General features: G+C 67.4%; 18 protein-coding genes and 1 other RNA gene. 11 read left to right on the top strand and 8 right to left on the bottom strand.

All coding sequences use genetic code 11. The features are described from left to right. Positions 1 to 2: 2 nt before the first annotated feature. Both ACFWVD_RS25315 and ACFWVD_RS25320 read left to right on the top strand, forming a co-directional pair. Positions 3 to 1,151: a bifunctional RNase H/acid phosphatase gene (locus ACFWVD_RS25315; protein ID WP_379246835.1), complete on the top strand. Its 1,149-nt coding sequence runs from the start codon at positions 3 to 5 to the stop codon at positions 1,149 to 1,151. A gap of 140 nt (positions 1,152 to 1,291) precedes the next feature. After that, positions 1,292 to 1,975, top strand: coding sequence for a S1 family peptidase (locus tag ACFWVD_RS25320; RefSeq protein ID WP_379246836.1), 684 nt, complete (start codon positions 1,292 to 1,294; stop codon positions 1,973 to 1,975). A gap of 71 nt (positions 1,976 to 2,046) precedes the next feature. Here the strand turns inward: ACFWVD_RS25320 and ACFWVD_RS25325 are convergent, their stop codons facing one another. Beyond that, positions 2,047 to 2,934, bottom strand: coding sequence for an alpha/beta hydrolase (locus ACFWVD_RS25325; RefSeq protein WP_379246838.1), 888 nt, complete (start codon positions 2,932 to 2,934; stop codon positions 2,047 to 2,049). Between the two features lie 36 nt (positions 2,935 to 2,970). Between ACFWVD_RS25325 and rnpB the strand changes: the two genes are divergently transcribed. Then, positions 2,971 to 3,379: RNase P RNA component class A (gene rnpB / locus ACFWVD_RS25330), an RNA gene on the top strand. A gap of 65 nt (positions 3,380 to 3,444) precedes the next feature. Here rnpB and ACFWVD_RS25335 read toward each other — a convergent pair. After that, entirely contained in the window at positions 3,445 to 3,822 is a 378-nt protein-coding gene (locus ACFWVD_RS25335; protein WP_379246840.1) for a hypothetical protein, read from the bottom strand. Positions 3,823 to 4,257: 435 nt separating this feature from the next. On the opposite strand from ACFWVD_RS25335, the gene ACFWVD_RS25340 reads away from it, so the two are divergent. Both ACFWVD_RS25340 and ACFWVD_RS25345 read left to right on the top strand, forming a co-directional pair. Next, the gene (locus ACFWVD_RS25340) at positions 4,258 to 4,590 is read left to right on the top strand and encodes a hypothetical protein (RefSeq protein ID WP_379246842.1); all 333 of its coding nucleotides are present in this window, start codon (positions 4,258 to 4,260) and stop codon (positions 4,588 to 4,590) included. A 20-nt stretch (positions 4,591 to 4,610) separates the two neighbouring features. Then, on the top strand, positions 4,611 to 6,041 hold the full coding sequence (locus tag ACFWVD_RS25345; RefSeq protein ID WP_379246844.1) for an RNB domain-containing ribonuclease: 1,431 nt from the start codon (positions 4,611 to 4,613) through the stop codon (positions 6,039 to 6,041). Positions 6,042 to 6,049: 8 nt separating this feature from the next. On the opposite strand, the gene ACFWVD_RS25350 is transcribed toward ACFWVD_RS25345, so the two are convergent. The 4 genes from ACFWVD_RS25350 to panB form a co-directional block, all read right to left on the bottom strand. Beyond that, positions 6,050 to 6,901, bottom strand: a complete 852-nt coding sequence (locus tag ACFWVD_RS25350) for a CHAD domain-containing protein (protein ID WP_379246846.1) — start codon at positions 6,899 to 6,901, stop codon at positions 6,050 to 6,052. A 4-nt stretch (positions 6,902 to 6,905) separates the two neighbouring features. Continuing rightward, positions 6,906 to 7,868, bottom strand: coding sequence for a prolyl aminopeptidase (gene pip / locus ACFWVD_RS25355; protein WP_379246848.1), 963 nt, complete (start codon positions 7,866 to 7,868; stop codon positions 6,906 to 6,908). Next, positions 7,868 to 8,248 (bottom strand): hypothetical protein, encoded by a 381-nt coding sequence (locus tag ACFWVD_RS25360; protein WP_379246850.1) that lies wholly within the window; start codon positions 8,246 to 8,248, stop codon positions 7,868 to 7,870. The genes pip and ACFWVD_RS25360 overlap by 1 nt, the downstream gene beginning before the upstream one ends. Before the next feature lie 142 nt (positions 8,249 to 8,390). Then, positions 8,391 to 9,245 carry a 3-methyl-2-oxobutanoate hydroxymethyltransferase gene (gene panB, locus ACFWVD_RS25365; RefSeq protein ID WP_379246852.1) on the bottom strand — a complete coding sequence of 285 codons (855 nt, stop codon included), beginning with the start codon at positions 9,243 to 9,245 and terminating at the stop codon, positions 8,391 to 8,393. 202 nt (positions 9,246 to 9,447) lie between these two features. Here panB and ACFWVD_RS25370 point away from each other — a divergent pair, with 202 nt between their 5' ends. The 3 genes from ACFWVD_RS25370 to ACFWVD_RS25380 all read left to right on the top strand — a co-directional run bounded on the left by ACFWVD_RS25370 (position 9,448) and on the right by ACFWVD_RS25380 (position 15,489). After that, complete coding sequence (locus tag ACFWVD_RS25370) at positions 9,448 to 10,980, top strand: alpha/beta hydrolase (RefSeq protein WP_379246854.1); 1,533 nt, start codon at positions 9,448 to 9,450, stop codon at positions 10,978 to 10,980. A 121-nt stretch (positions 10,981 to 11,101) separates the two neighbouring features. Further along, positions 11,102 to 12,442, top strand: a complete 1,341-nt coding sequence (gene glnA / locus ACFWVD_RS25375) for a type I glutamate--ammonia ligase (RefSeq protein WP_379246856.1) — start codon at positions 11,102 to 11,104, stop codon at positions 12,440 to 12,442. A 35-nt stretch (positions 12,443 to 12,477) separates the two neighbouring features. Beyond that, positions 12,478 to 15,489, top strand: coding sequence for a bifunctional [glutamine synthetase] adenylyltransferase/[glutamine synthetase]-adenylyl-L-tyrosine phosphorylase (locus tag ACFWVD_RS25380; protein WP_379246858.1), 3,012 nt, complete (start codon positions 12,478 to 12,480; stop codon positions 15,487 to 15,489). Positions 15,490 to 15,548: 59 nt separating this feature from the next. Here ACFWVD_RS25380 and ACFWVD_RS25385 read toward each other — a convergent pair whose 3' ends face one another. Further along, positions 15,549 to 15,752, bottom strand: coding sequence for a cold-shock protein (locus tag ACFWVD_RS25385; RefSeq protein ID WP_056821080.1), 204 nt, complete (start codon positions 15,750 to 15,752; stop codon positions 15,549 to 15,551). A 220-nt stretch (positions 15,753 to 15,972) separates the two neighbouring features. Between ACFWVD_RS25385 and ACFWVD_RS25390 the strand changes: the two genes are divergently transcribed. Continuing rightward, the gene (locus ACFWVD_RS25390) at positions 15,973 to 16,989 is read left to right on the top strand and encodes a hypothetical protein (protein ID WP_379246860.1); all 1,017 of its coding nucleotides are present in this window, start codon (positions 15,973 to 15,975) and stop codon (positions 16,987 to 16,989) included. 100 nt (positions 16,990 to 17,089) lie between these two features. Next, the gene (locus ACFWVD_RS25395) at positions 17,090 to 19,603 is read left to right on the top strand and encodes a DUF262 domain-containing protein (protein ID WP_379246861.1); all 2,514 of its coding nucleotides are present in this window, start codon (positions 17,090 to 17,092) and stop codon (positions 19,601 to 19,603) included. Here the strand turns inward: ACFWVD_RS25395 and ACFWVD_RS25400 are convergent. Further along, a complete protein-coding gene (locus tag ACFWVD_RS25400) occupies positions 19,600 to 19,881 on the bottom strand; it encodes a hypothetical protein (RefSeq protein WP_379246863.1) in 282 nt (93 codons plus the stop codon). The genes ACFWVD_RS25395 and ACFWVD_RS25400 overlap by 4 nt on opposite strands. A 93-nt stretch (positions 19,882 to 19,974) precedes the next feature. Between ACFWVD_RS25400 and ACFWVD_RS25405 the strand changes: the two genes are divergently transcribed. Continuing rightward, entirely contained in the window at positions 19,975 to 20,925 is a 951-nt protein-coding gene (locus ACFWVD_RS25405; protein ID WP_379246865.1) for an endonuclease/exonuclease/phosphatase family protein, read from the top strand. Positions 20,926 to 20,976 lie beyond the last annotated feature (51 nt).

The raw sequence follows: 20,976 nt of genomic DNA on the forward strand, positions 1-20,976 counted from the left end.
TGATGCGTTCGGTGATCGTCGAAGCCGACGGTGGTTCGCGCGGCAATCCCGGCCCGGCCGGGTACGGGGCGGTGGTCTTCGCCGACGATCACGTGCGCGTGCTCGCCGAACGCAAGGAGTACATCGGCGTGGCCACCAACAATGTGGCCGAATATCGTGGTCTGATCGCGGGTTTGGCGGCGTCGGCCGAGTTGGGCGCGCGGGTGGTCGCGGTGCGGATGGACTCCAAGCTCGTCGTGGAACAGATGGCGGGACGCTGGAAGATCAAGCACCCCTCGATGATTCCGCTCGCCGAGCAGGCGCGGGCTCTGGTCGCCGGATTCGATGCGGTGAGCTTCGAATGGATTCCGCGCGCCGAGAATTCGCACGCGGATCGGCTGGCCAACGAGGCGATGGATGACGGTGAGATCACCGGCACCGTCCGCGAAGCTGTCGCCGCCGGGTATGCCCCCGGTGACGAAGTCGCCGTGCCGACATCGAGCACCGCGACGAAATCAGTTGCTACCAACCAGGTTTCGCCGGGCTGGACCGGCGCCGTCGGCAAGCCCACCCGCCTGCTGCTGCTGCGCCACGGCCAGACCGCGCTGTCGGTGGAACGCCGCTACTCCGGTCGCGGTAACCCGCCACTGACCGAACTCGGTCGCGAACAAGCCGCACGCGCCGCGAAAATGCTTGCGAACAAAGGCGATATCGCCGCAGTGGTGAGTTCCCCGCTGCAGCGTGCCCGCTCCACCGCCGAAGCGGCCGCTGCCGCGCTCGATGTGCCGCTGCGAATCCTGGACGGCCTCACCGAAACCGACTTCGGCGACTGGGAAGGTCTCACCTTCACCGAGGCCGCCGAACATGATCCGCAACTGCACAGCGACTGGCTCGGTGACCCGTCGATCCCCGCGCCCGGCGGCGAGAGTTTCGACCAGGTGCGCGAACGTGTCGAAGGCGTGCGCCGCGATCTGATCGCGCTGTACCCCGGCCAGAACGTGGTCGTGGTCAGCCACGTCACCCCGATCAAAACCCTGCTGCAGCTGGCCTTGGGCGTTGGCCCGTCGCTGCTGTACCGCCTGCATCTGGACCTGGCGTCGCTGTGTATCGCGGAGTTCTACCCCGACGGTGGCGCCTCGGTGCGCCTGGTCAACGACACCTCTTACCTGTGAGCTAGCAGCTTGTCACCCGGGCACGGTACGGTCGCCCGGCTGACGGTCGACGTAACGACGACGCCGCGGCGCCCGAAAGATCATCGGGCACGCGGAATGCCGCGGCCACACTGGAAAGGTACTTGATGAGGTTTCTACGGATGGCGGCGTTTGCGGCGGCCATCGCGGGGGTGCTCACCGCGTCCGCGGGCAGCGTGACGGCCGACCCGAGCGTGGTGCTGGGTGCCGCCTCGGGCATCGTGTTCGACAACGACTCCGGTTGTTCGCTCACCGCCATCGGCCACGACAACGCGGGCCGCCTCGTCGGCCTCACCGCGGGTCACTGCGCACCCACCGGCTCGCGGGTGGGCGCCGAGCAGGCGCTGCACGCCGGCGTGATCGGCACCGTCGCGTTCTCCGACGACGGCGACTACCTGGATTTCGCTGTGCTGCAACTGGATGCGTCGAAGGTGATCCCGGTCCGCACGATCGGCGCGACCACCGTGGCCGGCATCGGTGCCGCACCCGGCCCCGGCGCCACCGTGTGCTCGGACGGGCGCACCACCGGCCGCAGCTGCGGCGTGGTGTGGGGTGAGCTCGAGGGCACCTCGATCAACCAATACTGCTCGCAGCCAGGCGATTCCGGCGGTCCCGTCGTCGTCGGTGACCGCCTGATCGGCATGAACCAGGGCCGCCTCACGGGCCTGGGCCCCGTCGACTTCGACGTCCCCTGCACCGGCGGCGTCAACCCGGTCCACTCGCCCGCCTACTTCCAGCCCATTCAGGTGATCCTGGACGTGCTCAACCGCGCAGGCGGGGTAGGCGCGGGCTTCCAGCCCATCTGATCTCACCCGAAACAACAAGGGGCGCACCGTCTATCAGGCGGTGCGCCCCTTGTCGTAGCAACTCGACAGTCTCAGGGGCGCAGGACCGAGACCAGGAATTCGGTTTCGTCTTTGACCACCTGTTCGAAGACATCGTCGAAGTAGACGTCGAAGTGGCCGACCGGGTATTGCTTGATCACGGCGTGTTTGGTGCGTTCGGCGGCTTTGCGGGTGGGGCCCGCGGGGGCGACGGTGTCATTTTCGGCGATGGCGTAGAAGACCGGGACCTTCAGGGCTTTGGCGCGGCGGCCGGGGGCGTCGAACAGGGTCGAGAAACCGATGCGCGCACCGACTTTGGGGTCGTAGGTGTCGCTTTCCTCGGCGAGGCGGCCGTAGCCCTCCGGGACGTCGGTCGCGCTCATCAGGGCCGCGGAACGCTTGCGGCCCGCCAGGCGGATGCGTACGGGTTTGCGGCGGATCGTGCCGAAGATCAGGTCCGTAGCCGCCAACGTGGCGACCTTGGTCAGGCTGATCGGACCCTTCGCCATCGACGACGCCCACCCGCTGGTGAACGGCACCTGCGCCACCACCGCGGCGATGTAATCGTCGTCGGGTGCCACCGCCAGCACGTGCCCACCACCGAACGAGGTGCCCCACAACGCGATCCGGGTGGCGTCGAAGCCGCGGATGCTGCGCGCGTAGGCGATTGCGGCCTTCCAGTCCTGCCGCTGACGGGCGATGCTCAGTACCTGGCGGGGCGTACCCTCACTGGCGCCGAAACCCCGGTAGTCGAAGGCCAGCACCCCCATCCCCGCCGCGACGAACCGCCGCGCATACCGATCCAACCCCATCTCGCGGTTCGCCCCCAGCCCGTGTCCCATGATCACCAACGGGCGCGGCCGAGGCGCGCCGTCGGGCAGGTAGAGCCACGCGGCGCACTGCTGGTCACCCGAGGGGAAACTGACGTCGACACGTTCCATGAGTCAATACCGTAGCGAGTACTCTGTACCCGCGGGCGAGTCGGCCGGGCGACCGCGGTGACGGGAACGGGCACAGCAGTGCCGCAGCCCGGCGCCGAGGAAAGTCCGGACTCCACAGAGCAGGGCGGTTGTTAACGGCAACCCGGGGTGACCCGCGGGACAGTGCCACAGAGAACAGACCGCCGCACGCGAGTGCGGTAAGGGTGAAACGGTGCGGTAAGAGCGCACCAGCGCCCCGGGTGACCGGGGCGGCTAGGTAAACCCCGCCCGGAGCAAGGTCAAAGGTCGCACCGGTCAAACGGTGCGGCTGCGCAGGTGTTCGAGGGCTGCTCGCCCGAGCCTGCGGGTGGACTGCTCGAGGCACCCGGCGACGGTGTGTCCAGATGGATGGTCGCCCCCCGATGCGAATCGGGGACAGGATCCGGCTTACAGGCCGGCTCGCCCGCCCAACGCGAAAGGCGGCGGTTCCCACCTGGGGACCGCCGCCTTCGCGTTATGCCGATGATCGGCTCAGCACATCATGGTGGACATCTGGTAGACGGCGGTCGCTTCTTCCTTGGTAGCGGCGACATCGCCGTTCTTGGCGGCCTTCTGGATCGTGGCCACGGCCTCGTCCTGGGACTTGCCGGCCTTGATGTCGGAGCAGGAGTGGTTCAGCACCGCGGCCACGGTGGCGTCGTCACGTCCCTGCGCCAGCTTCGGGAAGGCATTGCGGTAGCTCACCACGAACGTGCCCGCCTTGGTGGCGTCGACCTGGGTCGCGGGCGCGGCGGTCGTGGTGGCGGCGGCGGGTGCGCCGGCGGAGGAGGAAGAGTCGTCGCTGCAGCCGGCCAGAAGCAGGGCGAAGACGGTGGCGCTGGCCGCGATGGCGGCGGTAGTTCTACTCACGGAGCGCGATCGTAGCGGCCCAGGAAACATGTCGCCTCCCGTCGGGTTAACGGGAGGCGACATGTTCGATATCGGTGCGGTGAGCTAGAGCGGGTTGATCGCGAGCACGGTGGCCCAATAGGTGGCCGCGTCCGGTCCGATGATCGGTAACAGGTAATCGAAAACAATCCACGACATACGTTCGTAAACTCCCCTTTGTCGACGTCGGTGCCACACACCCGCACTGTGTACAGGCGTGCCGCCGCCACAGTAACCGCGCCGCCGCCGCGGAAACAATGCCCCGCGATCTCGCGCCGCGAGTGTGTCGGCTCGATGAATTTGCGCCCGAACTGTCCGCGAACGTGAGTGAGGTCATAGAGTGTGCGCGTCGGCCGGGTTCGCTATCACATCTTCGGGCCCAACAACATTCGATCGCGGAAGCAGGTCACATTTAACATGCGGGTAGTTCGTTCCATTGTCGCCGGTGCACTCATCGCCGGAGCCGCTGCGGTTGCGGCCACCCTCGGCGCAGGCTCGGCGAGTGCTGTCGCGGTGACGCCGCTGTCGGGTGGGGTCCAGGTCGACCTGAGCCCCGCCGATACCGCCTGGGTGCACCAGTCCCGATTCGGTCTCACCCTCGCGGGTCTGCCGCACCCGTCGGCGGCCTCGTTCGGCCAGGCGCTGCAGGCGGCCGCGTCGGTGTCGTCCACGGTGCCCAACGGCCGCGTCACCTTCACCGTCTACGGCCCGTTCGATCAGCTCAACGGCACCATGCTCGCCCTGCAGTAAGTCCCGCTACTCTGCGAGTTATGCAACTGCATCAGCGGATCGTCTCGGCGCCGGTCGACTTCGGCGCCATCCGTTCCGAATTCGGACTTGCCTCGGAATATCCGGCCGAGGCGGTCGCCGATGCCCGCGACGCGGTGGACGCGTTCGCGGGCACGCGGATCGATCGGACCGATATCGAGTTCGTGACCATCGATCCCCCCGGCGCCATGGATCTGGACCAGGCGCTGCATATCGAACGCACCCCCACCGGCTTCACCCTGCACTACGCGATCGCGGATCTGGGTGCGGTGATCGTGCCCGGCAGTGCCCTTGCCACCGAATCCGAATTGCGCGGGCAGACTTTCTATTTGCCCGACGGCACTGTGCCGCTGCATCCGCCGGTGCTGTCGGAGGGAACCGCCAGTCTGTTGCCCGGCGTCGACCGGCCTGTCGCTTTGTGGACTATCGAACTGTCCGATGATGCTGTGCCGCTGAGTTTTTCGGTGACGCGTGCCTTGGTGCGCTCGCGTGAGCGGTTCGATTACGCGCAAGTGCAGGCTGCGGCTGACGCGGGGACTTTGCCTCCTTCCCTGGCCGCGTTGCCCGAATTCGGGCGCCTGCGGATCGAGGCGGGGCTGGCGCAAGGCGCTATTTCGTTGCGATTGCCCGCGCAGGAAGTGGTCGCCGACGGTGACAGTTGGCGGTTACGGCTCGAGCCGCGTACCGCCGCCGACGATTGGAACGAACAGGTTTCGCTGCTGACCGGAATGTGCGCGGCGCGAATCATGGTGGAGCACAAGGGTGCCGGGCTGCTGCGGACGATGCCACCACCGCCTGCCAGCGCGATCGAATCGATGCGGCGCACAGCCGCAGCTATGGGTGTCGAGTGGCCCGATGACATGCCGGTCGGCCGGATGTTGGCCGGGCTCGACGCGAATACACCCGCGGCGCTGGTGCTGATGTCCGAAGCCACCGGGTTGCTGCGCGGCGCGAGCTACACACTGCTCGCCGACCTCGACGACCCGTCCCCGGACAAGCTGACGCACAGTGCGATCGGTGCGCCCTATGCACACGTCACGGCACCACTGCGACGCCTGGCCGACCGCTTCACCACCGAAATCTGCCTTGCCCACTGCGCGGGCGTGGAGGTCCCGCAGTGGGCAGCCGACGGTGCGAAGGCGGCCGCCGACACGATGCGGCGCACCGACGCGGTGGCCAACAAAGTCGACCGTGCCTGCGTCGACCTGACGGAGGCGACCCTGCTGGAGCCACGCGTGGGCGCCACGTTCTCCGCGGTTGTCCTGCGTGATGCCACCGATTCTCGCCCCGCGGAGATCTTCGTCAGCGAACCGCCGATCCTGGCGCGATGCGAGGGGAAGCCGCCCGAAGGCCAGACGGTTGACGTGCGATTGACCGTCGCCGACCCGGCAACTCGCACAATCGTTTTCGAATACGAACGGCCGCAAACGTGACCAGCTGATCAGGCAGAGATGAAGGCGGCGGCTGCGGGGTAGTGGGCTATTGCTGCGCCCGCGGCGGCTTCTTCGGTGTCGGCCAGGAGTTCGTAGAGGGTGGCCGCGGGGCCGTGCGCGGTGGTGGCCACGGCCAGGATCGCTTCGCGGGATTCCACGGCGTCGCGGTGGTCGCCCAGCACCGATTGCAGGCGTTTGGCTCTGGCGCCCAGGTCGCTGGCCTCGGGGCCCAGCACCGTGCTCGCGGCTTCGCAGGAATACCGTAAACGCTTGGCGCCCTTGCGAATATCGTGCAGCAGTTCTACGCGATCGGCGGGGGTGGCGGTGGGTTCGGCGAACACGAGTTTGCGTAGGCGTTTGCGGTCGCGACGCAGGACATCGTCGAAGACTTCGGTGGCGTCGTCGCGGGACAGCTCGGGCGACAGCGGGGGATCGGTGCGCCAGGCGTCGAGGACTTTCTTCAAGCGGCGGTACCGCTTGCCGTCCAGCGCGGTCAGGACTTCCGCGTGGGCGTCGGTGTAAGCCTGGCGGGACGCGCCGACCAGCGCCTCGGTGACCTCGGCGGGGACGTCGTCGTAACTGTCGAGCAGGTCGGTGAAGCGTTCGGCGCGCACCTCGGCGTCGCGGGCCACGCCGAGCAGGTCGGCCAACCATTTCAGTTCCGCCTCGGTGCCCGCGGCCTGCTCGGCGTCGAACAGTCGGCGATACGAGCGCAGCACGCTGCGCAGTCGGCGCGTGGCCACCCGCATCTGGTGCACCGAGTCGTAGGCGTCGGCGCGCACGTCGGGTTCGGCGGCGGTGAGCCGGTCGATGTCCTCGCGCAGTGCCGCGACGACGGCTTTTCCGGCCCTTGGCGCCATGGTGTCAGCCTCGCTTTCCGAACGTGTCGGTCGCCTCCACCAGGTGTGCGGTGATGCCGGGCTCGTGCGCGGTGTGTCCGGCGTCCTCGACGATGTGCAGGGTCGAGGACGGCCACGCGTTGTGCAGGTCCCATGCGCTCACTGCCGGGCACACGATGTCGTGGCGGCCCTGCACGATCACACCGGGGATGTCGGCGATCCGATCTATGTCTGTGAGCAACTGTGCCTCGTCGAGGAATCCGCCGTGACGAAAATAGTGGTTTTCGATCCGGGCGAAGGCGAGAGCGAAGCGGGCTTCGCCGGTTTCGGCGACCCGATCCGGTTGGGGCAGAAGCGAACTCGTCGCACCCTCCCACGTCGACCAGGCGACCGCCGCATCGAGGGCGACCTGGGGGTCGGGGGAGTGCAGCAGCCGGTGGTAGACCTCGACGAGATCGTCCCCGCGTTCGGCAACCGGAACCGGCGCAAGGAATTTCGCCCATTCGGCGGGGTAGACGTTGCCCGCCGCGCCGTTGTAGTACCAGTCGATCTCTTTGCGCCGCAACAGGAAAATGCCACGCAACACCAGTTCGGTCACCCGTTCCGGATGAGCTTCGGCGTAGGCGAGCCCGAGCGTGGAACCCCAGGATCCGCCGAACACCTGCCAGCGGTCGACACCGAGTCGCTCACGCAGCAGTTCCATGTCGGCGATCAGATTCTGGGTGGTGTTGGTCTCCAGCGAAGCCCCATCGGCGATGTGCGGCATGGACTTTCCGCATCCACGCTGATCGAACAGCACGATCTTGTACACCGCCGGATCGAAGAAGCGCCGCTGCATCGGACCGGTGCCGCCGCCGGGCCCACCGTGCACGAACACCACCGGTTTCCCGTCGGGATTGCCGCTGACCTCCCAGTACACCGACTGGCCGTCGCCGACGTCGAGAAGTCCCTGTTCGAAGGGTTCGATCTCGGGGTACAAGGTGCGCATCAGAAGGCCAATCCGGCAGCGAGGGTGGGCAATTCGAGCGCAGTCAGTGCTTCGGTGCGCACGTCCGGGCAGGCCTCGGTGGTCACCCGGTCGATCATCGCCTTGTCGGCGAGCACGTGCCCGTTGATGCCGCCCTGGCGCAGACCCCAGTCGTGGACCATGGCGTTGAGCGAAAGTCGACCCAGCGTCGGGCCCTGCACGCGGAAGTTCGACAGCTCGGGTCGGATCATGTCGCACAGTTGGGTGGCCGACGAGGGGCTGATCGTCAGCGTCCCCGCCGGAGTAGGCGCAGCCGAGGTCGTGGTCTCCGCGCTACCGCTCGGCGCCGGTTGCACCCCACCACACGCGGTCAGCCCCACGGCGACCACACCCAACAGCACAGAACGAGTAATCCAACAGCGTCGCGGCATCGGTACCTCTGGTAGTCGAACAGTGTCCCCACCGAGTCTGCCATCAGCCGCCGACAAGTTCCCGCACGAGAACGGCCGCCCCCGCGATGGGAGCGGCCGCACGGATCGAAACTCAGAAGCTGTGTTCGGGGCCGGGGAAGGTACCCTGGCGGACTTCGGCCGCGTAAGTGGCTGCGGCGGTGCGCAGTTCGTCGCCGACATTGCCGAAACGCTTCACGAACTTGGCGGTCTTGCCGCTGGTGTAACCGGCCATGTCCTGCCAGACCAGCACCTGGGCATCACATTCGACACCCGCGCCGATGCCGACGGTCGGGATGGTGAGCTTGCGGGTGACCTGGCCCGCGATCTCGGCGGGCACCATTTCCATGACCACCGAGAACGCACCGGCTTCCTGCACCGCGATCGCGTCGGCGACCAGCTGCTCGGCGCCGTCGCCGCGACCCTGCACGCGGAAACCGCCCAGCGTGTTCACGCTTTGCGGGGTGAAGCCGATGTGGGCCATCACGGGGATGCCCGCGGAGGTGATCAGCGCGATCTGCTCGGCGACCCGTTCGCCACCTTCGAGCTTGACCGCGTGCGCGCCACCTTCCTTCATGAAGCGGATGGCGGTGGCAAGAGCCTGCTGCGGCGAGGACTCATAGGTGCCGAACGGCAGGTCGGCCACGACCAGTGCGTGCGGTGCGCCGCGCACGACGCCGCGCACCAGCGGGATGAGTTCGTCGATGGTGATCGGCACGGTGGTGTCGTAGCCGTAGACGACATTGGCGGCGGAATCGCCGACCAGCAGCACGGGGATGCCGGCCTCTTCGAACAGCCGGGCGGACGAGTAGTCGTAGGCCGTCAGCATCGACCAGCGTTCCCCGTCGACCTTCATCTGCTGTAGATGTTGGACGCGGGTCTTGCGGCGGGGCTTGTTCTCGACGGGAGTGGCACCGTAGGCAGGACCCTGCTCATCGGATACGGACATCATCGTCCCTTTCGTCTGGTTCCTCGAGGCCCATACCGGGTCCCCGGGCATTTCTGACCTGTCCAGTGTGGCACCAGCGCGCGACCGTTTTAAGTGCGGGAGCCGGTGTGATCGGTCACATCCACGATTCGGCTACCGTGATCGCGAGCCCGTCCGGGCGCGTTTTGTGCGGCGCCGCAGGGCGCGGAAAGGTGGGCCCACTGTGCAGCGAGGCCGGCTGTTCGTCCTTCTCGGCGCGACCTGCGCGTTGATCGCCACCGGTTGCAGTACGGGCGAGGACACCGCGCCGAACACGCCCCTGCCCCCCTCTCCCGCAGGCTTGAACAGCTTCTACGAGCAGCGCATCGATTGGGGCTCCTGCACCGACTTCGGCAGCCCCGAGGACCGGCTGCCGCCCAAAACCGAGTGCGCGCGCATCACCGTCCCGATCGATTACGCGCAGCCGGACGGCCCGACCGCCCAGATCGCGCTGTCGCGGATCCCGGCCACCGGCAAGAAGGTCGGCTCGCTGCTGATGAATCCGGGCGGTCCCGGCGTTTCCGGTCTGTCGATGGTGGGCGTGGGCAACCGCACCGAGTTGGCCGAGAGGTTCGACCGGGTGGGGTTCGATCCGCGCGGTGTCGGCTCGTCGCTGCCCGCGATCGTGTGCCTGACCCCGCAGCAGGCCGACGCCGAACGCGCCGAGGTGCCCGTCGACAACACCCCCGCCGGCATCGCCGCGGCCGAGGCCGACAACCGCGAATACGCCGACCGTTGCGCCCAGCGCACGGGCGTGGACCTGCTCGAGCACGTCGGCACCCGCGAGGTCGTCCAGGACATGGACGTCATGCGGGCGGTGCTCGGTGACGCGAAACTGAGCTACCTGGGTTATTCCTACGGCACCCGCTTGGGCTCCGCCTACGCCGAGAAATTCCCGCAGAACGTGCGCGCGATGGTGCTCGACGGTGCCGTGGACTCCTCGCAGGATCCGGTCCAGGAATCGCTGCGCCAAGCGGCGGGCTTCCAGGGCGTGTTCACCGCGTACGCCACCGACTGCGCGACCAAATCCGACTGCCCGCTCGGCACCGACCCCGCCCAATCCGTCGCCCGTTTCCGCGAGCTGGTCGCCCCCCTCGAAAAGACCCCGGCCCGCACCGCCGACCCGCGCGGCCTCAGCTACAACGACGCGATCACCGGCGTCCAACAGGCCCTCTACAGCGACGACATGTGGCAGATCCTCACCCAGGGCCTGTCCGAACTGCGCGCGGGCAACGGCGACACCCTGCTGCAACTGGCCGACATGTACGACGGCCGCCGCGCCGACGGCACCTACTCCAACACCCAGGACGCCTTCAACGCCATCCGCTGCATCGACGACCCGCGCATCACCGATCCCGCGGTGACCGGCCGTCAGGACACCGAATACCGCAAGGCCGCCCCGTTCCTCGACGACGGCGGGGGCACCGGCGCCGCGCCGCTGGAACTGTGCGCGGCCTGGCCGGTGCCCAACACCAGCGAACCGCACCGCATCTCCGCGCCCGGCCTGCCCCTGATCGTGGTGGTTTCCACCACCGAGGACCCGGCCACGCCCTATCAGGCCGGTGTCGACCTGGCCGCCCAGCTGGGTGCCGACCTGATCACTTTCCGCGGAAACCGGCACACCGCGGCGCTGGTGGCAGGCGATCAATGCCTGGACAAGGCCGTGATCAATTACCTCGTCGATCTCGCCACGCCCGCTGCCGGTCTCACATGCTGAGAGTCGATGGTGCTCACCACGCCCTGTCATGCCCGGTGAGATGTGCGAATGATGTGACGAGATCGAAAACCCATCCGTGTACGTAATACAGATTTAACACGGGGTGCTTACGCTCGCCGATATGGATCGCCAGAAGGAATTCGTGCTGCGGACGCTCGAAGAGCGGGATATCCGCTTCGTCCGTCTCTGGTTCACCGATGTGCTGGGCTACCTCAAGTCCGTCGCCATCGCCCCCGCCGAGCTCGAAGGCGCCTTCGAGGAGGGCATCGGTTTCGATGGCTCCGCGATCGAAGGCTTCGCCCGCGTGTCCGAGGCCGACATGGTCGCGCGGCCCGATCCGTCGACCTTCCAGGTGCTGCCGTGGGCCAGTTCCAAGGGTCACCAGCATTCGGCGCGGATGTTCTGCGACATCACCATGCCCGACGGTTCGCCGTCGTGGGCCGACCCGCGCCACGTGCTGCGCCGTCAGCTGAACAAGGCCGCCGACGCGGGCTTCAGCTGCTACGTGCACCCCGAGATCGAGTTCTTCCTGCTGAAGAACGAGCTCAAGGACGGCTACGAGCCCACCCCGGCCGACAACGGCGGCTTCTTCGACCAGGCCGTGCACGATGCCGCGCCGAACTTCCGCCGCCACGCCATCGACTCGCTCGAGTCGATGGGCATCTCGGTGGAGTTCAGCCACCACGAAGGTGCCCCCGGCCAGCAGGAGATCGACCTGCGCTACGCCGACGCGCTGTCGATGGCCGACAACGTGATGACCTTCCGCTACCTGATCAAAGAGGTCGCGATCGACGAGGGCGTGCGCGCCACGTTCATGCCCAAGCCGTTCTCGCAGTACCCCGGCTCGGCCATGCACACCCACATGAGCCTGTTCGAAGGCGAGAACAACGCGTTCGCCGACCCGGACGACCCGAACAACCTGTCCGATACCGCGCGCTCGTTCATCGCGGGCATCCTCGAGCACGCCCCCGAGATCAGCGCGATCACCAACCAGTGGGTCAACTCCTACAAGCGCCTGATCCACGGCGGCGAAGCCCCGACCGCGGCGTCGTGGGGTCGGTCCAACCGGTCCGCGCTGGTCCGCGTGCCGATGTACACGCCGAACAAGTCGTCCTCGCGCCGCGTCGAGATCCGCAGTCCAGACTCGGCCTGCAACCCGTACCTGACCTTCGCGGTGCTGTTGGCCGCCGGTCTGCGCGGCATCGAAAAGGGCTACACCCTGCCCCCCGAGGCCGAAGACGACGTGTGGTCGCTGACCGACGCGGAACGTCGCGCCATGGGCTTCCGCACCCTGCCCGGCACCCTCGACGAGGCCCTGCAGGCCATGGAGCGTTCGGAGCTGGTCGCGGAAACCCTCGGCGAGCACGTGTTCGACTTCTTCCTGCGCAACAAGCGTCGCGAATGGGCCGACTACCGCTCGCAGGTCACCCCGTGGGAGCTCAAGGAGTACCTGAGCTTGTGAGGTGATGCAGTCGGTGGCGTAGTAGTTTTAACCTCATGGTCCGGCCACCGACTGCCCGCTCCGCTGTTCCCGGCGTCGGCCGGCTCGGGTTACTCGAACCGACAGCGGCAGCTTCACTGAACCAGCTCGGCTGGGACAACGTCGACAGCGTGCCTGTGCTCTGGGCACTGTCGCGTTCGCCCGATGCCGATCTCGCGCTGTCCACGCTGGTGCGGTTGCGCGAATCGCTGGAAAACCAATGGCCCGAACTGGATTCGGCGATCCGTTCGGATACGACGTTGCGCGGCAGGCTGTTCGGTCTGGTCGGGTCGTCGACCGCCTTCGGTGATCACCTGGTCGCCGCCCCCGCCGCGTGGAAAATCCTACGCACGGAACAACTTCCGACCCGCGCGGCACTGATCGCCGACCTGCTCGACGCTGTCGACGCCACCCCGGAAACCGGGCCCAATGCGGGTCCGATGCTGTTCCGTGCGGGAATCGCAGGCCCCGAGGCAGTGGCGTTGTTGCGCAGCAGGTATCGCGATCAGCTGATGCTGCTGGCCGCGGTCGACCTCGCCTCCACGGTCGAGAACGAGCCGGTCCCGCCCTACCTGCTGGTGGGTAAACACCTGTCGGATCTGGCCGACGCCGCACTCACCGCCGCCCTGTCCGTCGCGATCGCACGGGTGTGCAAGAACGGTGAACTGCCGGTGCGCCTGGCAGTGATCGCGATGGGCAAATGCGGTGCGCGAGAACTGAATTACGTCAGCGATGTCGACGTGGTGTTCGTCGCCGAACCGGCCGACGCCACCGCCACCCGCCTGGCCGCGGAGATGATGAGCGTGGCCAGCTCCGCCTTCTTCGAGGTCGACGCGGCCCTGCGCCCCGAGGGCAAAGCCGGTGCCCTGGTGCGCACCCTGGACTCCCACCTCGCCTACTACAAGCGATGGGCGCGCACGTGGGAGTTCCAGGCGCTGTTGAAGAACCGGCCGATGACCGGCGATCTGGAACTGGGCCAGCAATACCGCGACGCGCTGATGCCGATGGTGTGGACCGCGTCCGAACGCCCCGACTTCGTCGCCGACGTGCAAGCCATGCGCCGCCGAGTCGAGGACCTGGTCCCCGCCGACATGCGCGAGCGCGAACTCAAACTCGGCGCGGGCAGCCTGCGCGATGTCGAATTCGCGGTCCAGCTCCTGCAATTGGTGCACGGCCGGGTCGACGAGTCCCTGCACGTGACCAACACTGTCGAGGCACTGACCGCACTGGCTACGGGCGGCTACGTCGGCCGCGACGACGCCGCCAACCTCACCGCCTCCTACGAATTCCTGCGCCTGCTCGAACATCGCCTGCAACTGCAGCGCCTCAAGCGCACCCACACCCTGCCCGCCGCCGACGACGCCGACGGCATGCGCTGGCTCGCGCGCGCCGCCCACATCCGCCCCGACGGCCGCCAGGACGCGGTCGGCGTGCTCGACACCGACATCCGCCGCAATGCCGTGCGGGTGCGTCGCCTGCACGCGAAACTGTTCTACCGCCCGCTGCTGGACGCGGTCGCCCGGATGGACTCCGACGCCCTGCGCCTCAGCCCTGACGCCGCGGTCCGCCAGCTCGCCGCGCTGGGTTACGCCGCCCCCGCCAACGCGCTGGCCCACCTCAAAGCCCTCACCGGCGGCGTGTCCCGCAAGGGCCGCATCCAGGCCCTGCTGCTGCCGACCCTGCTCGAATGGCTCGGTGACACACCGAATCCCGACGCGGGCCTGCTCGCGTACCGCCGGGTGTCGGAGGGTCTGGACGACCAGATCTGGTTCCTGCGCGAACTGCGCGACGAGGGCGCGGTCGCACAACGGCTGATGATCGTGCTCGGCTCCTCGGAATACCTGCCCGACCTGCTGATCAACGCTCCCGACACCATCCGCATGTACGCCGACGGACCCGGCGGCCCGCAACTGCTGAGCACCAAACCCGAAGACGTGGCCCGCGGTATGCAGACCGCCGCCGCCCGCTACGACGACCCCAAACGCGCTGTGGCAGCGGCACGTTCGCTGCGCCGCCACGAACTGGCCCGCGTCGCCTCGGCCGACGTGCTCGGGATGCTGGACGTCCCGCAGGTGTGCGCGGCACTGTCCTCGGTCTGGGTCGCGGTGCTCGAAGCGGCACTGAGCGCGGTCATCCGCGCGTCGGAAGCCGAACGCGGCGCACCGGCACCCGCGGACTTCGCGGTGATCGGCATGGGCAGGCTCGGCGGCATGGAACTGGGCTACGGCTCCGACGCCGACGTGCTGTTCGTGTGTGACCCGCGCCCCGGCGAGGACGAGGCCGCCGCGGTGAAATGGGCCAACGGCATCGCCGAACAGGTCCAGCGACTGCTCGGCGCGCCCAGCGTCGACCCGCCGCTGCAGGTGGACGCGGGCCTGCGCCCCGAGGGCCGCAACGGTGCCCTGGTGCGCACGCTGGCGGCCTATCAGGCCTACTACACGCAATGGGCCCAGCCGTGGGAAGTGCAGGCGCTCCTGCGCGCACACCAGGTGGCAGGCGATCAGGACCTGGGCGTGCGTTTCCTGCACGTGATCGACCCGATCCGCTACCCGACCGGCGGGGTGTCGGAGGAATCGGTGCGCGAGATCCGGCGCATCAAGGCCCGCGTGGACGCCGAACGCCTCCCACGCGGCGCCAACCCGTCCACCCACACGAAACTGGGTCGCGGGGGACTGGCCGACATCGAGTGGACGGTCCAGCTACTGCAGCTGCGCCACGCCCACGAGGTACCCGCCCTGCACAACACCTCGACCCTGCAATCCCTCGACGTGATCGAAGAAGAGGGCATCCTCGACTCCGAAGATGTTGCGCTGCTACGTGAATCGTGGATCACCGCCACCGCGGCCCGCAACGCGCTGGTCCTGGTCAAGGGCAAACCGTCGGACCAACTCCCCGGTCCGGGCAAGCTGCTCACGGCGGTCGCGCGCGTGGCGGGCTGGCCCACCGACGACGGCAGCGAATTCCTCGACACCTACATGCGCATCACCCGTCGCGCGAAAGCGGTCGTCGAGCGCGTGTTCGGGGGGTAACTCGGGCACGAAAAAGCCCCGCACCAGAGGTGCGGGGCTTTTCCAAGTTCACGCCGAAATCAGATGGCGCGGACGTCCTGAGCCTGGGGGCCCTTCTGGCCCTGGCCGACCTCGAACTCCACCCGCTGTCCCTCTTCGAGGGACTTGAAGCCCGAGCCGCCGATAGCCGAGTAGTGAACGAAGACGTCGGGGCCGCCTCCGTCTTGGGCGATGAAGCCGAAGCCCTTTTCGCCGTTGAACCACTTGACGGTGCCTTGAGTCATGTTTTAAAAGTCTTTTCCGTAGGTGAGCCATGGCGATCACTTGCGATCAGCCCAGTCTCAGCAACCCAGTATGCCATACTCGCCAGCAAACCGCGCTAGGAGATTTTCGCACCGCGATCTGGGCGGAGTTTGGCGTGGTGGACCGGCGTGTCGCGGCGGCAGGCAACCAATGTGTGCGCCCCTTTCGCATCCCATCACCGACTGTGCCAATCTGGGCATTATGGGTGAAACGAACGGTGGTCACGTCGACCTGGCGATGCGAGTGCTCGACGCGCATGTGGCGTTCACCAAACAGCAGTTGCGCGACCCCGCCGGGTTCCTCGAGTTCGTCACCGAGGAGATCGACGGGATGCTCGACGAGGCCGCGGTGCTCACGCTGGCGCAGGCGGTGACCCGCGAGCAGATCAAGGCGGTCGCGCACAAGTTCGCCGTGCAGGTTCCGGTGGAGGGTGCGATTCCCGAACTCGTCGGTGAGATCGTGACCCGGTTGTACAACCATCGCGCCAACGACGAGATCGAGGTCGGCGAGCTGGTCGACCCGCGCCGGTTCGACGAGCTGATCGACGCCGTGGCCGACCTGGACGTCACCCACCGGCTGGTGCGGTTGATCCTCAACAGTCCCGTCACCGTCGACGCGTGCGTGGAGGCGGTGCAGCGCGCGGTGGTCACCGCGGTCGACGACGGCAAGCACGCCGAAGGCAGCAGCCTGACCCGATCGCTGCGTGGCGCGCTGTCGCGGCTGGCCGAACCGGCGATGCCCGCGATCGAGAACGGGGTGGGCATGATCACCCGCACCGGCGCGCGATTCGTGTTGCGCGGCAACAGCGGTGACGCCGACGAGGTGCTCATCGACAGCGCCCGCGAAACCTGGCGCAAGCACACCGGCGACGCGGTCGGCTCGTTCCGCGAGGTGGTCTCGGCCGACGACGTCGAGGACATCGTGGTGCTGGTGTTCGAGTTCTGGCGCACCTTCCGCGACACCGAGTACTTCCGGGCGCTGCTGGACGAGGGCATCGACGGCGTGTTCGACAAGTACGGCGACACCCCCCTTGCCGAACTGCTCGGCGAACTGGGTGTGGGGCGTGCGGAGATGATCGAGGAGGCGCTGCGGTTCGGTCCGCCCGCGCTGGAAACACTGGACGAGCGTGGCTATCTCGACTCGATGCTGCGCCGCAGGTTGGCACCGTTCTATGCCTCCGATGCCTTCCGTGCGGCGGTCGCCGACGCGGGTCGGTAGCGCCAGTTCCGTTCGGCCGCTGGCATGTCGGAGTGTGTCGGTACGATCCGTGCAACGATGGGGCGCTTGTCCGCCACCGGATCTCGATCGAAAGGCTGCCGTGACACGTCTGTCCACCCTGCTCGACCAGATCGACTCCGGTGCTGTGCTGCTGCCCGAATTCCAGCGTGGGTATGTGTGGAACCGCGACCAGGTGCGCGGCCTCATGCGCTCGCTGTACCTGGGTTACCCGGTCGGCGGGTTGTTGGTGTGGGAGACCGGGTCCGAGGAGATCGCGGTGCGCGGGGCGACGAACGGGTCGGGGCTGCGGCAGTTGCTGCTGGACGGTCAGCAGCGGATCACCACGCTCTACGGGATCGTGCGCGGGTCGGCGCCGTCGTTCTTCGAAGGTGACGAGATCGCGTTCACCGGCCTGCATTTCGATGTCGACCGCGAGGTCTTCGAGTTCCAGGTGCCAGGCCGCGACACCGCGCCGACGTGGATCGACATCACCGAACTGTTCGCCCGTGGGCCCATGCACTACCTGGCCCGGTTCCCCGATGAAGCGCCGGAAACCCTTGCGGTGTACCTGAATCGGTTGAACAAGGTGCGCGAGGTGGTCAACCGCGAGTTCAATGTCGAGACCATCACCGGTTCGGACCGCACGGTCGACGAGGTGGTCGACATCTTCAACCGGGTGAACTCCGGTGGTACCAAACTGTCCAAGGGTGATCTGGCGCTGGCCACGCTGTGCGCGCAGTGGCCGCAGGCGCGCGGCAACCTGCGCGATCACCTGATCCGCTGGGACAAGGACGGCTACACCTTCACCCTGGATTGGTTGCTGCGCAACGTCATCGCCGTCGGCAACGGGCGCGCGCATTTCGACGCGCTGGGCGATCTCGAACCGGCCGAATTCGAACAGGCGCTGCTGGCCACCGCGAAGCAGGTCGACACCTTCCTCGACACCGTCGCGGGTCGACTGGGTCTGGATCACGACCGAGTTCTGATGGGCCGCTACGCGATTCCGGTGATCACCCGGCTGCTGTTCCTCAACGGCGGCCGTTTCGATGACGACCTGCACCGCGACCGTGTCCTGTACTGGTACGTGCATTCGGCGCTGTGGGGCCGGTTCAGCGGTTCCACCGAAACCTTTTTGCAGCAGGACTACGACACCCTCGAACGCGGCGGCATCAACGCGCTGATCGGTTCGCTGGAACGGTTGCGCGGCGGTTCACTGGACCTGTGCGCCGACGATTTCGCCGGCGCCACCCGTGGCTCGCGGTTCTACCCGCTGCTGTATCTGCTGACCCGCGTGGACGGTTCGCGCGATCTGGGCACCGGTTCGGAGTTGGGGATCGAGCAGTTCGGTGAGCGAACGCCGGTGCAGGTGCACTACCTGTTCCCGAAAACCGTGCTGCGCGATGCCGGTTACGAACGAAACGAGATCAACGCGATCGCCAACTTCTGCTTCCTCAGTTCCGGTTCCGAGACCGCGATCGGTGAGCGCGAACCCGCCGACTACTTCGCCGAGGTGGAGAGTCGGAATCCGGGAGTGCTTGCCTCCCAGTGGATTCCGACCGATCCGGCGCTGTGGCGGGTGGAGAACTACCGCGAGTTCTTGCGCGCGCGCCGCAAACTGCTGTCCGCGTCGGCGGATGCCTTCCTCGAGAAACTGCGCACGGGCAAACTGCACCGCCCGACCCTGCTGACCGTGGGGGTGGCCGGGGTGACCATCGGCGATCCGGCAGTGGACCAGATCAACGCACTGGTCGAGGACTTGGTCGCCGACGGCTTCGGTTTCCCGCTGCTGGACAGCGAGGTGTCCGATCCGATCACCGGCCGCGAACTCGCTGTCGCGGAAGCTTTTTGGCCCGACGGCCTGCAGCCCGGCGTCGGCATGCCGGTGGTGCTGGTGCTCGAACCCGCCAATGCCGACCTGACCCGTTTCGCCCAACTGGGCTACGCGGTGTTCACCTCCGTGGACGCCCTGCGCGGCTACGTCGACAACCTGCGCGTGGAAGCCTCCGGCGACACCGGCGTCGAGGGCCCCGCCGCCGACGTGGCCGCGCTGGCCGACCGCCTGCCCGCCACCTGGGTCGGCAACTCCGAACAGGTGTGGTTCCGCTTCGCGTGGAACCTGCTCGAACACGACCGCGCCGACGGCCCCGAATCCCACCTGGGCCCCGAACACCTGGCTCTGCGCTACATCGCCCTGTGGGCGCTGACCCGCACCTTCTACATCCACGCCTTCGACCAGGGCAACCCCGGCGAGTGGCGCTACTACCTCGGCGACGCCATCGGCCCCGTCCCCCTGATCCCGCACACCTGGCTGGCCCAACGCGCCGTCGAATCCGGCGCCCTTGCCCCCGGCGCCACCCCCGGCGACGAAGACATCGCCATCGCCCTGGTCCACGGCGTCCTGGAAACAGTCGACGAAGTAGCCACCGCCCTATCCCACCTCCTGGGCGGCCCCGGCCTGTTCGCGTCCCTGTGGGCCTCCGCAGGCGCCGCAGAACACTACGGCTACCCCCTGTCCACCGACCAGATCAACGACCTCATCAACCAGGTCGTCAACGACCCCGCCTCCCGAAAGATCCAGGCGTACAACTGGATCGAAGCCGGTCTGCCCCTCTAAGCCTTGCCGGTTGCGCGCTGGAAGGTTCGTACGAAGTCGGCCAGCGCGGTGCGGTCCTCGACGTCGACCGGCCGGTAGCCGCGGTCGGCTTCGACGGTGATGGAGGTGCCCGCGCGCACCGGCAGTTCGTCCCAGCAGACCGGGAGAACCGGCAGTTGCACGGTGCGCTCGCCGACGGTCAGGGTGATCGCCGAGGTGTATCTGGTCGCGACGGTCATCAGCTCGTCGACGGCCTGCTCGGTGAGTGGGCCCGCGGCGGTGAATTCTTCGATGTACACGGTCACCTCCTTCTCGGCGGCCAGTGTAGGCCTCAGTAAACCCTCAAGGCAGTCACAAGGGAGTCGAAAGTGGGCGCGCTTAGGCTCGCTCACATGATGCGTAAATGGGTGGAGCGGGCGTTGCTCGTGCTGGGGTGGGGCGCGGTGGTCGCGGCGGTGGTCGGGATCGTGTTGCATGTTGTGGACTGGCAGCAGAAGTGGATGGTGTTGCTGGCTTCGGGGGCGATGTGGTTGATGTTGGCGGGTGTTGTCGGGTTGGTGTTGATGCTGGTCGCGCGCGGGTGGCGTAGTTCGGGGGCGGCGGCGTTGGTGTTGGCGGGGGCGGCGTGGTTGGTGGTGCCGTCCTATATTCCGGAAGCCGGAGCTGCCGACGGTCCGGAACTGGTGGTGCTGCAGTCCAACATCCTGTTCGGACTGGCCGATCCGGCCTTCCTGACCGCCACCGTGCGCGACAACAACGTCGACGTGCTCACCGTCGAAGAACTGACCATCGACTCGATCGCGGGCCTGCGTAAAGCCGGTCTGGAAGAGCAGCTGCCCTACTTCTACGTGGAGCCCACTCAGTCGGGCGGTGGCGGTACCGGCATCTACAGCCGATACCCGTTGCGCGACACCAAGAAATACGACGGCTTCATCATGAGCAATATCTCCGCGACGATGGAACATCCCCAGCGCGGCCCGATGTCGGTGTTCGCCTTCCATCCGATCCCGCCCAACCTCGACTTCGCCGCTTGGTCGGCCGAGATGCGCCACATCGACGAAATCCTCGCCGCGACAAACGCACCCGCGATCGTCGGCGCGGATTTCAACGCCACCCACGACCATTCGGAATACCGAGCCCTGCTCGACGGCGCGTTCGCTTCCGCCGCCGACCAAACCGGTGACGGTGTCCTGCTCACCTTCCCCGCGGATCGCCGCTGGGGCCCTGTGATCGGCATCGACCACATCCTCGTCGCCGGCGGCGTGGCCGAACAGATCCGCACGCTCACCGTCCCCGGCTCCGATCATCGCGCGGTGCTGGCCACGATCCGAATGAACCGTTGACACAGTGGATTACCATGTGATCGCCGCGGACCATCAGGTGTCCGCGTCATT

The sequence above is a fragment of the Nocardia sp. NPDC058666 genome (assembly GCF_042714895.1).
GTDB lineage: Bacteria > Actinomycetota > Actinomycetes > Mycobacteriales > Mycobacteriaceae > Nocardia.

Excerpts from the sequence above, each read along its gene's own strand:
- ACFWVD_RS25315 (WP_379246835.1), top strand. The coding sequence starts at position 3 with ATGCGTTCGGTGATCGTCGAAGCCGACGGTGGTTCGCGCGGCAATCCC.
- ACFWVD_RS25320 (WP_379246836.1), top strand. The coding sequence starts at position 1,292 with ATGGCGGCGTTTGCGGCGGCCATCGCGGGGGTGCTCACCGCGTCCGCG.
- ACFWVD_RS25325 (WP_379246838.1), bottom strand. The coding sequence starts at position 2,934 with ATGGAACGTGTCGACGTCAGTTTCCCCTCGGGTGACCAGCAGTGCGCC.
- ACFWVD_RS25340 (WP_379246842.1), top strand. The coding sequence starts at position 4,258 with ATGCGGGTAGTTCGTTCCATTGTCGCCGGTGCACTCATCGCCGGAGCC.
- ACFWVD_RS25345 (WP_379246844.1), top strand. The coding sequence starts at position 4,611 with ATGCAACTGCATCAGCGGATCGTCTCGGCGCCGGTCGACTTCGGCGCC.
- ACFWVD_RS25350 (WP_379246846.1), bottom strand. The coding sequence starts at position 6,901 with ATGGCGCCAAGGGCCGGAAAAGCCGTCGTCGCGGCACTGCGCGAGGAC.
- pip (WP_379246848.1), bottom strand. The coding sequence starts at position 7,868 with ATGCGCACCTTGTACCCCGAGATCGAACCCTTCGAACAGGGACTTCTC.
- panB (WP_379246852.1), bottom strand. The coding sequence starts at position 9,245 with ATGTCCGTATCCGATGAGCAGGGTCCTGCCTACGGTGCCACTCCCGTC.
- glnA (WP_379246856.1), top strand. The coding sequence starts at position 11,102 with ATGGATCGCCAGAAGGAATTCGTGCTGCGGACGCTCGAAGAGCGGGAT.
- ACFWVD_RS25380 (WP_379246858.1), top strand. The coding sequence starts at position 12,478 with ATGGTCCGGCCACCGACTGCCCGCTCCGCTGTTCCCGGCGTCGGCCGG.
- ACFWVD_RS25385 (WP_056821080.1), bottom strand. The coding sequence starts at position 15,752 with ATGACTCAAGGCACCGTCAAGTGGTTCAACGGCGAAAAGGGCTTCGGC.
- ACFWVD_RS25390 (WP_379246860.1), top strand. The coding sequence starts at position 15,973 with ATGGGTGAAACGAACGGTGGTCACGTCGACCTGGCGATGCGAGTGCTC.
- ACFWVD_RS25405 (WP_379246865.1), top strand. The coding sequence starts at position 19,975 with ATGATGCGTAAATGGGTGGAGCGGGCGTTGCTCGTGCTGGGGTGGGGC.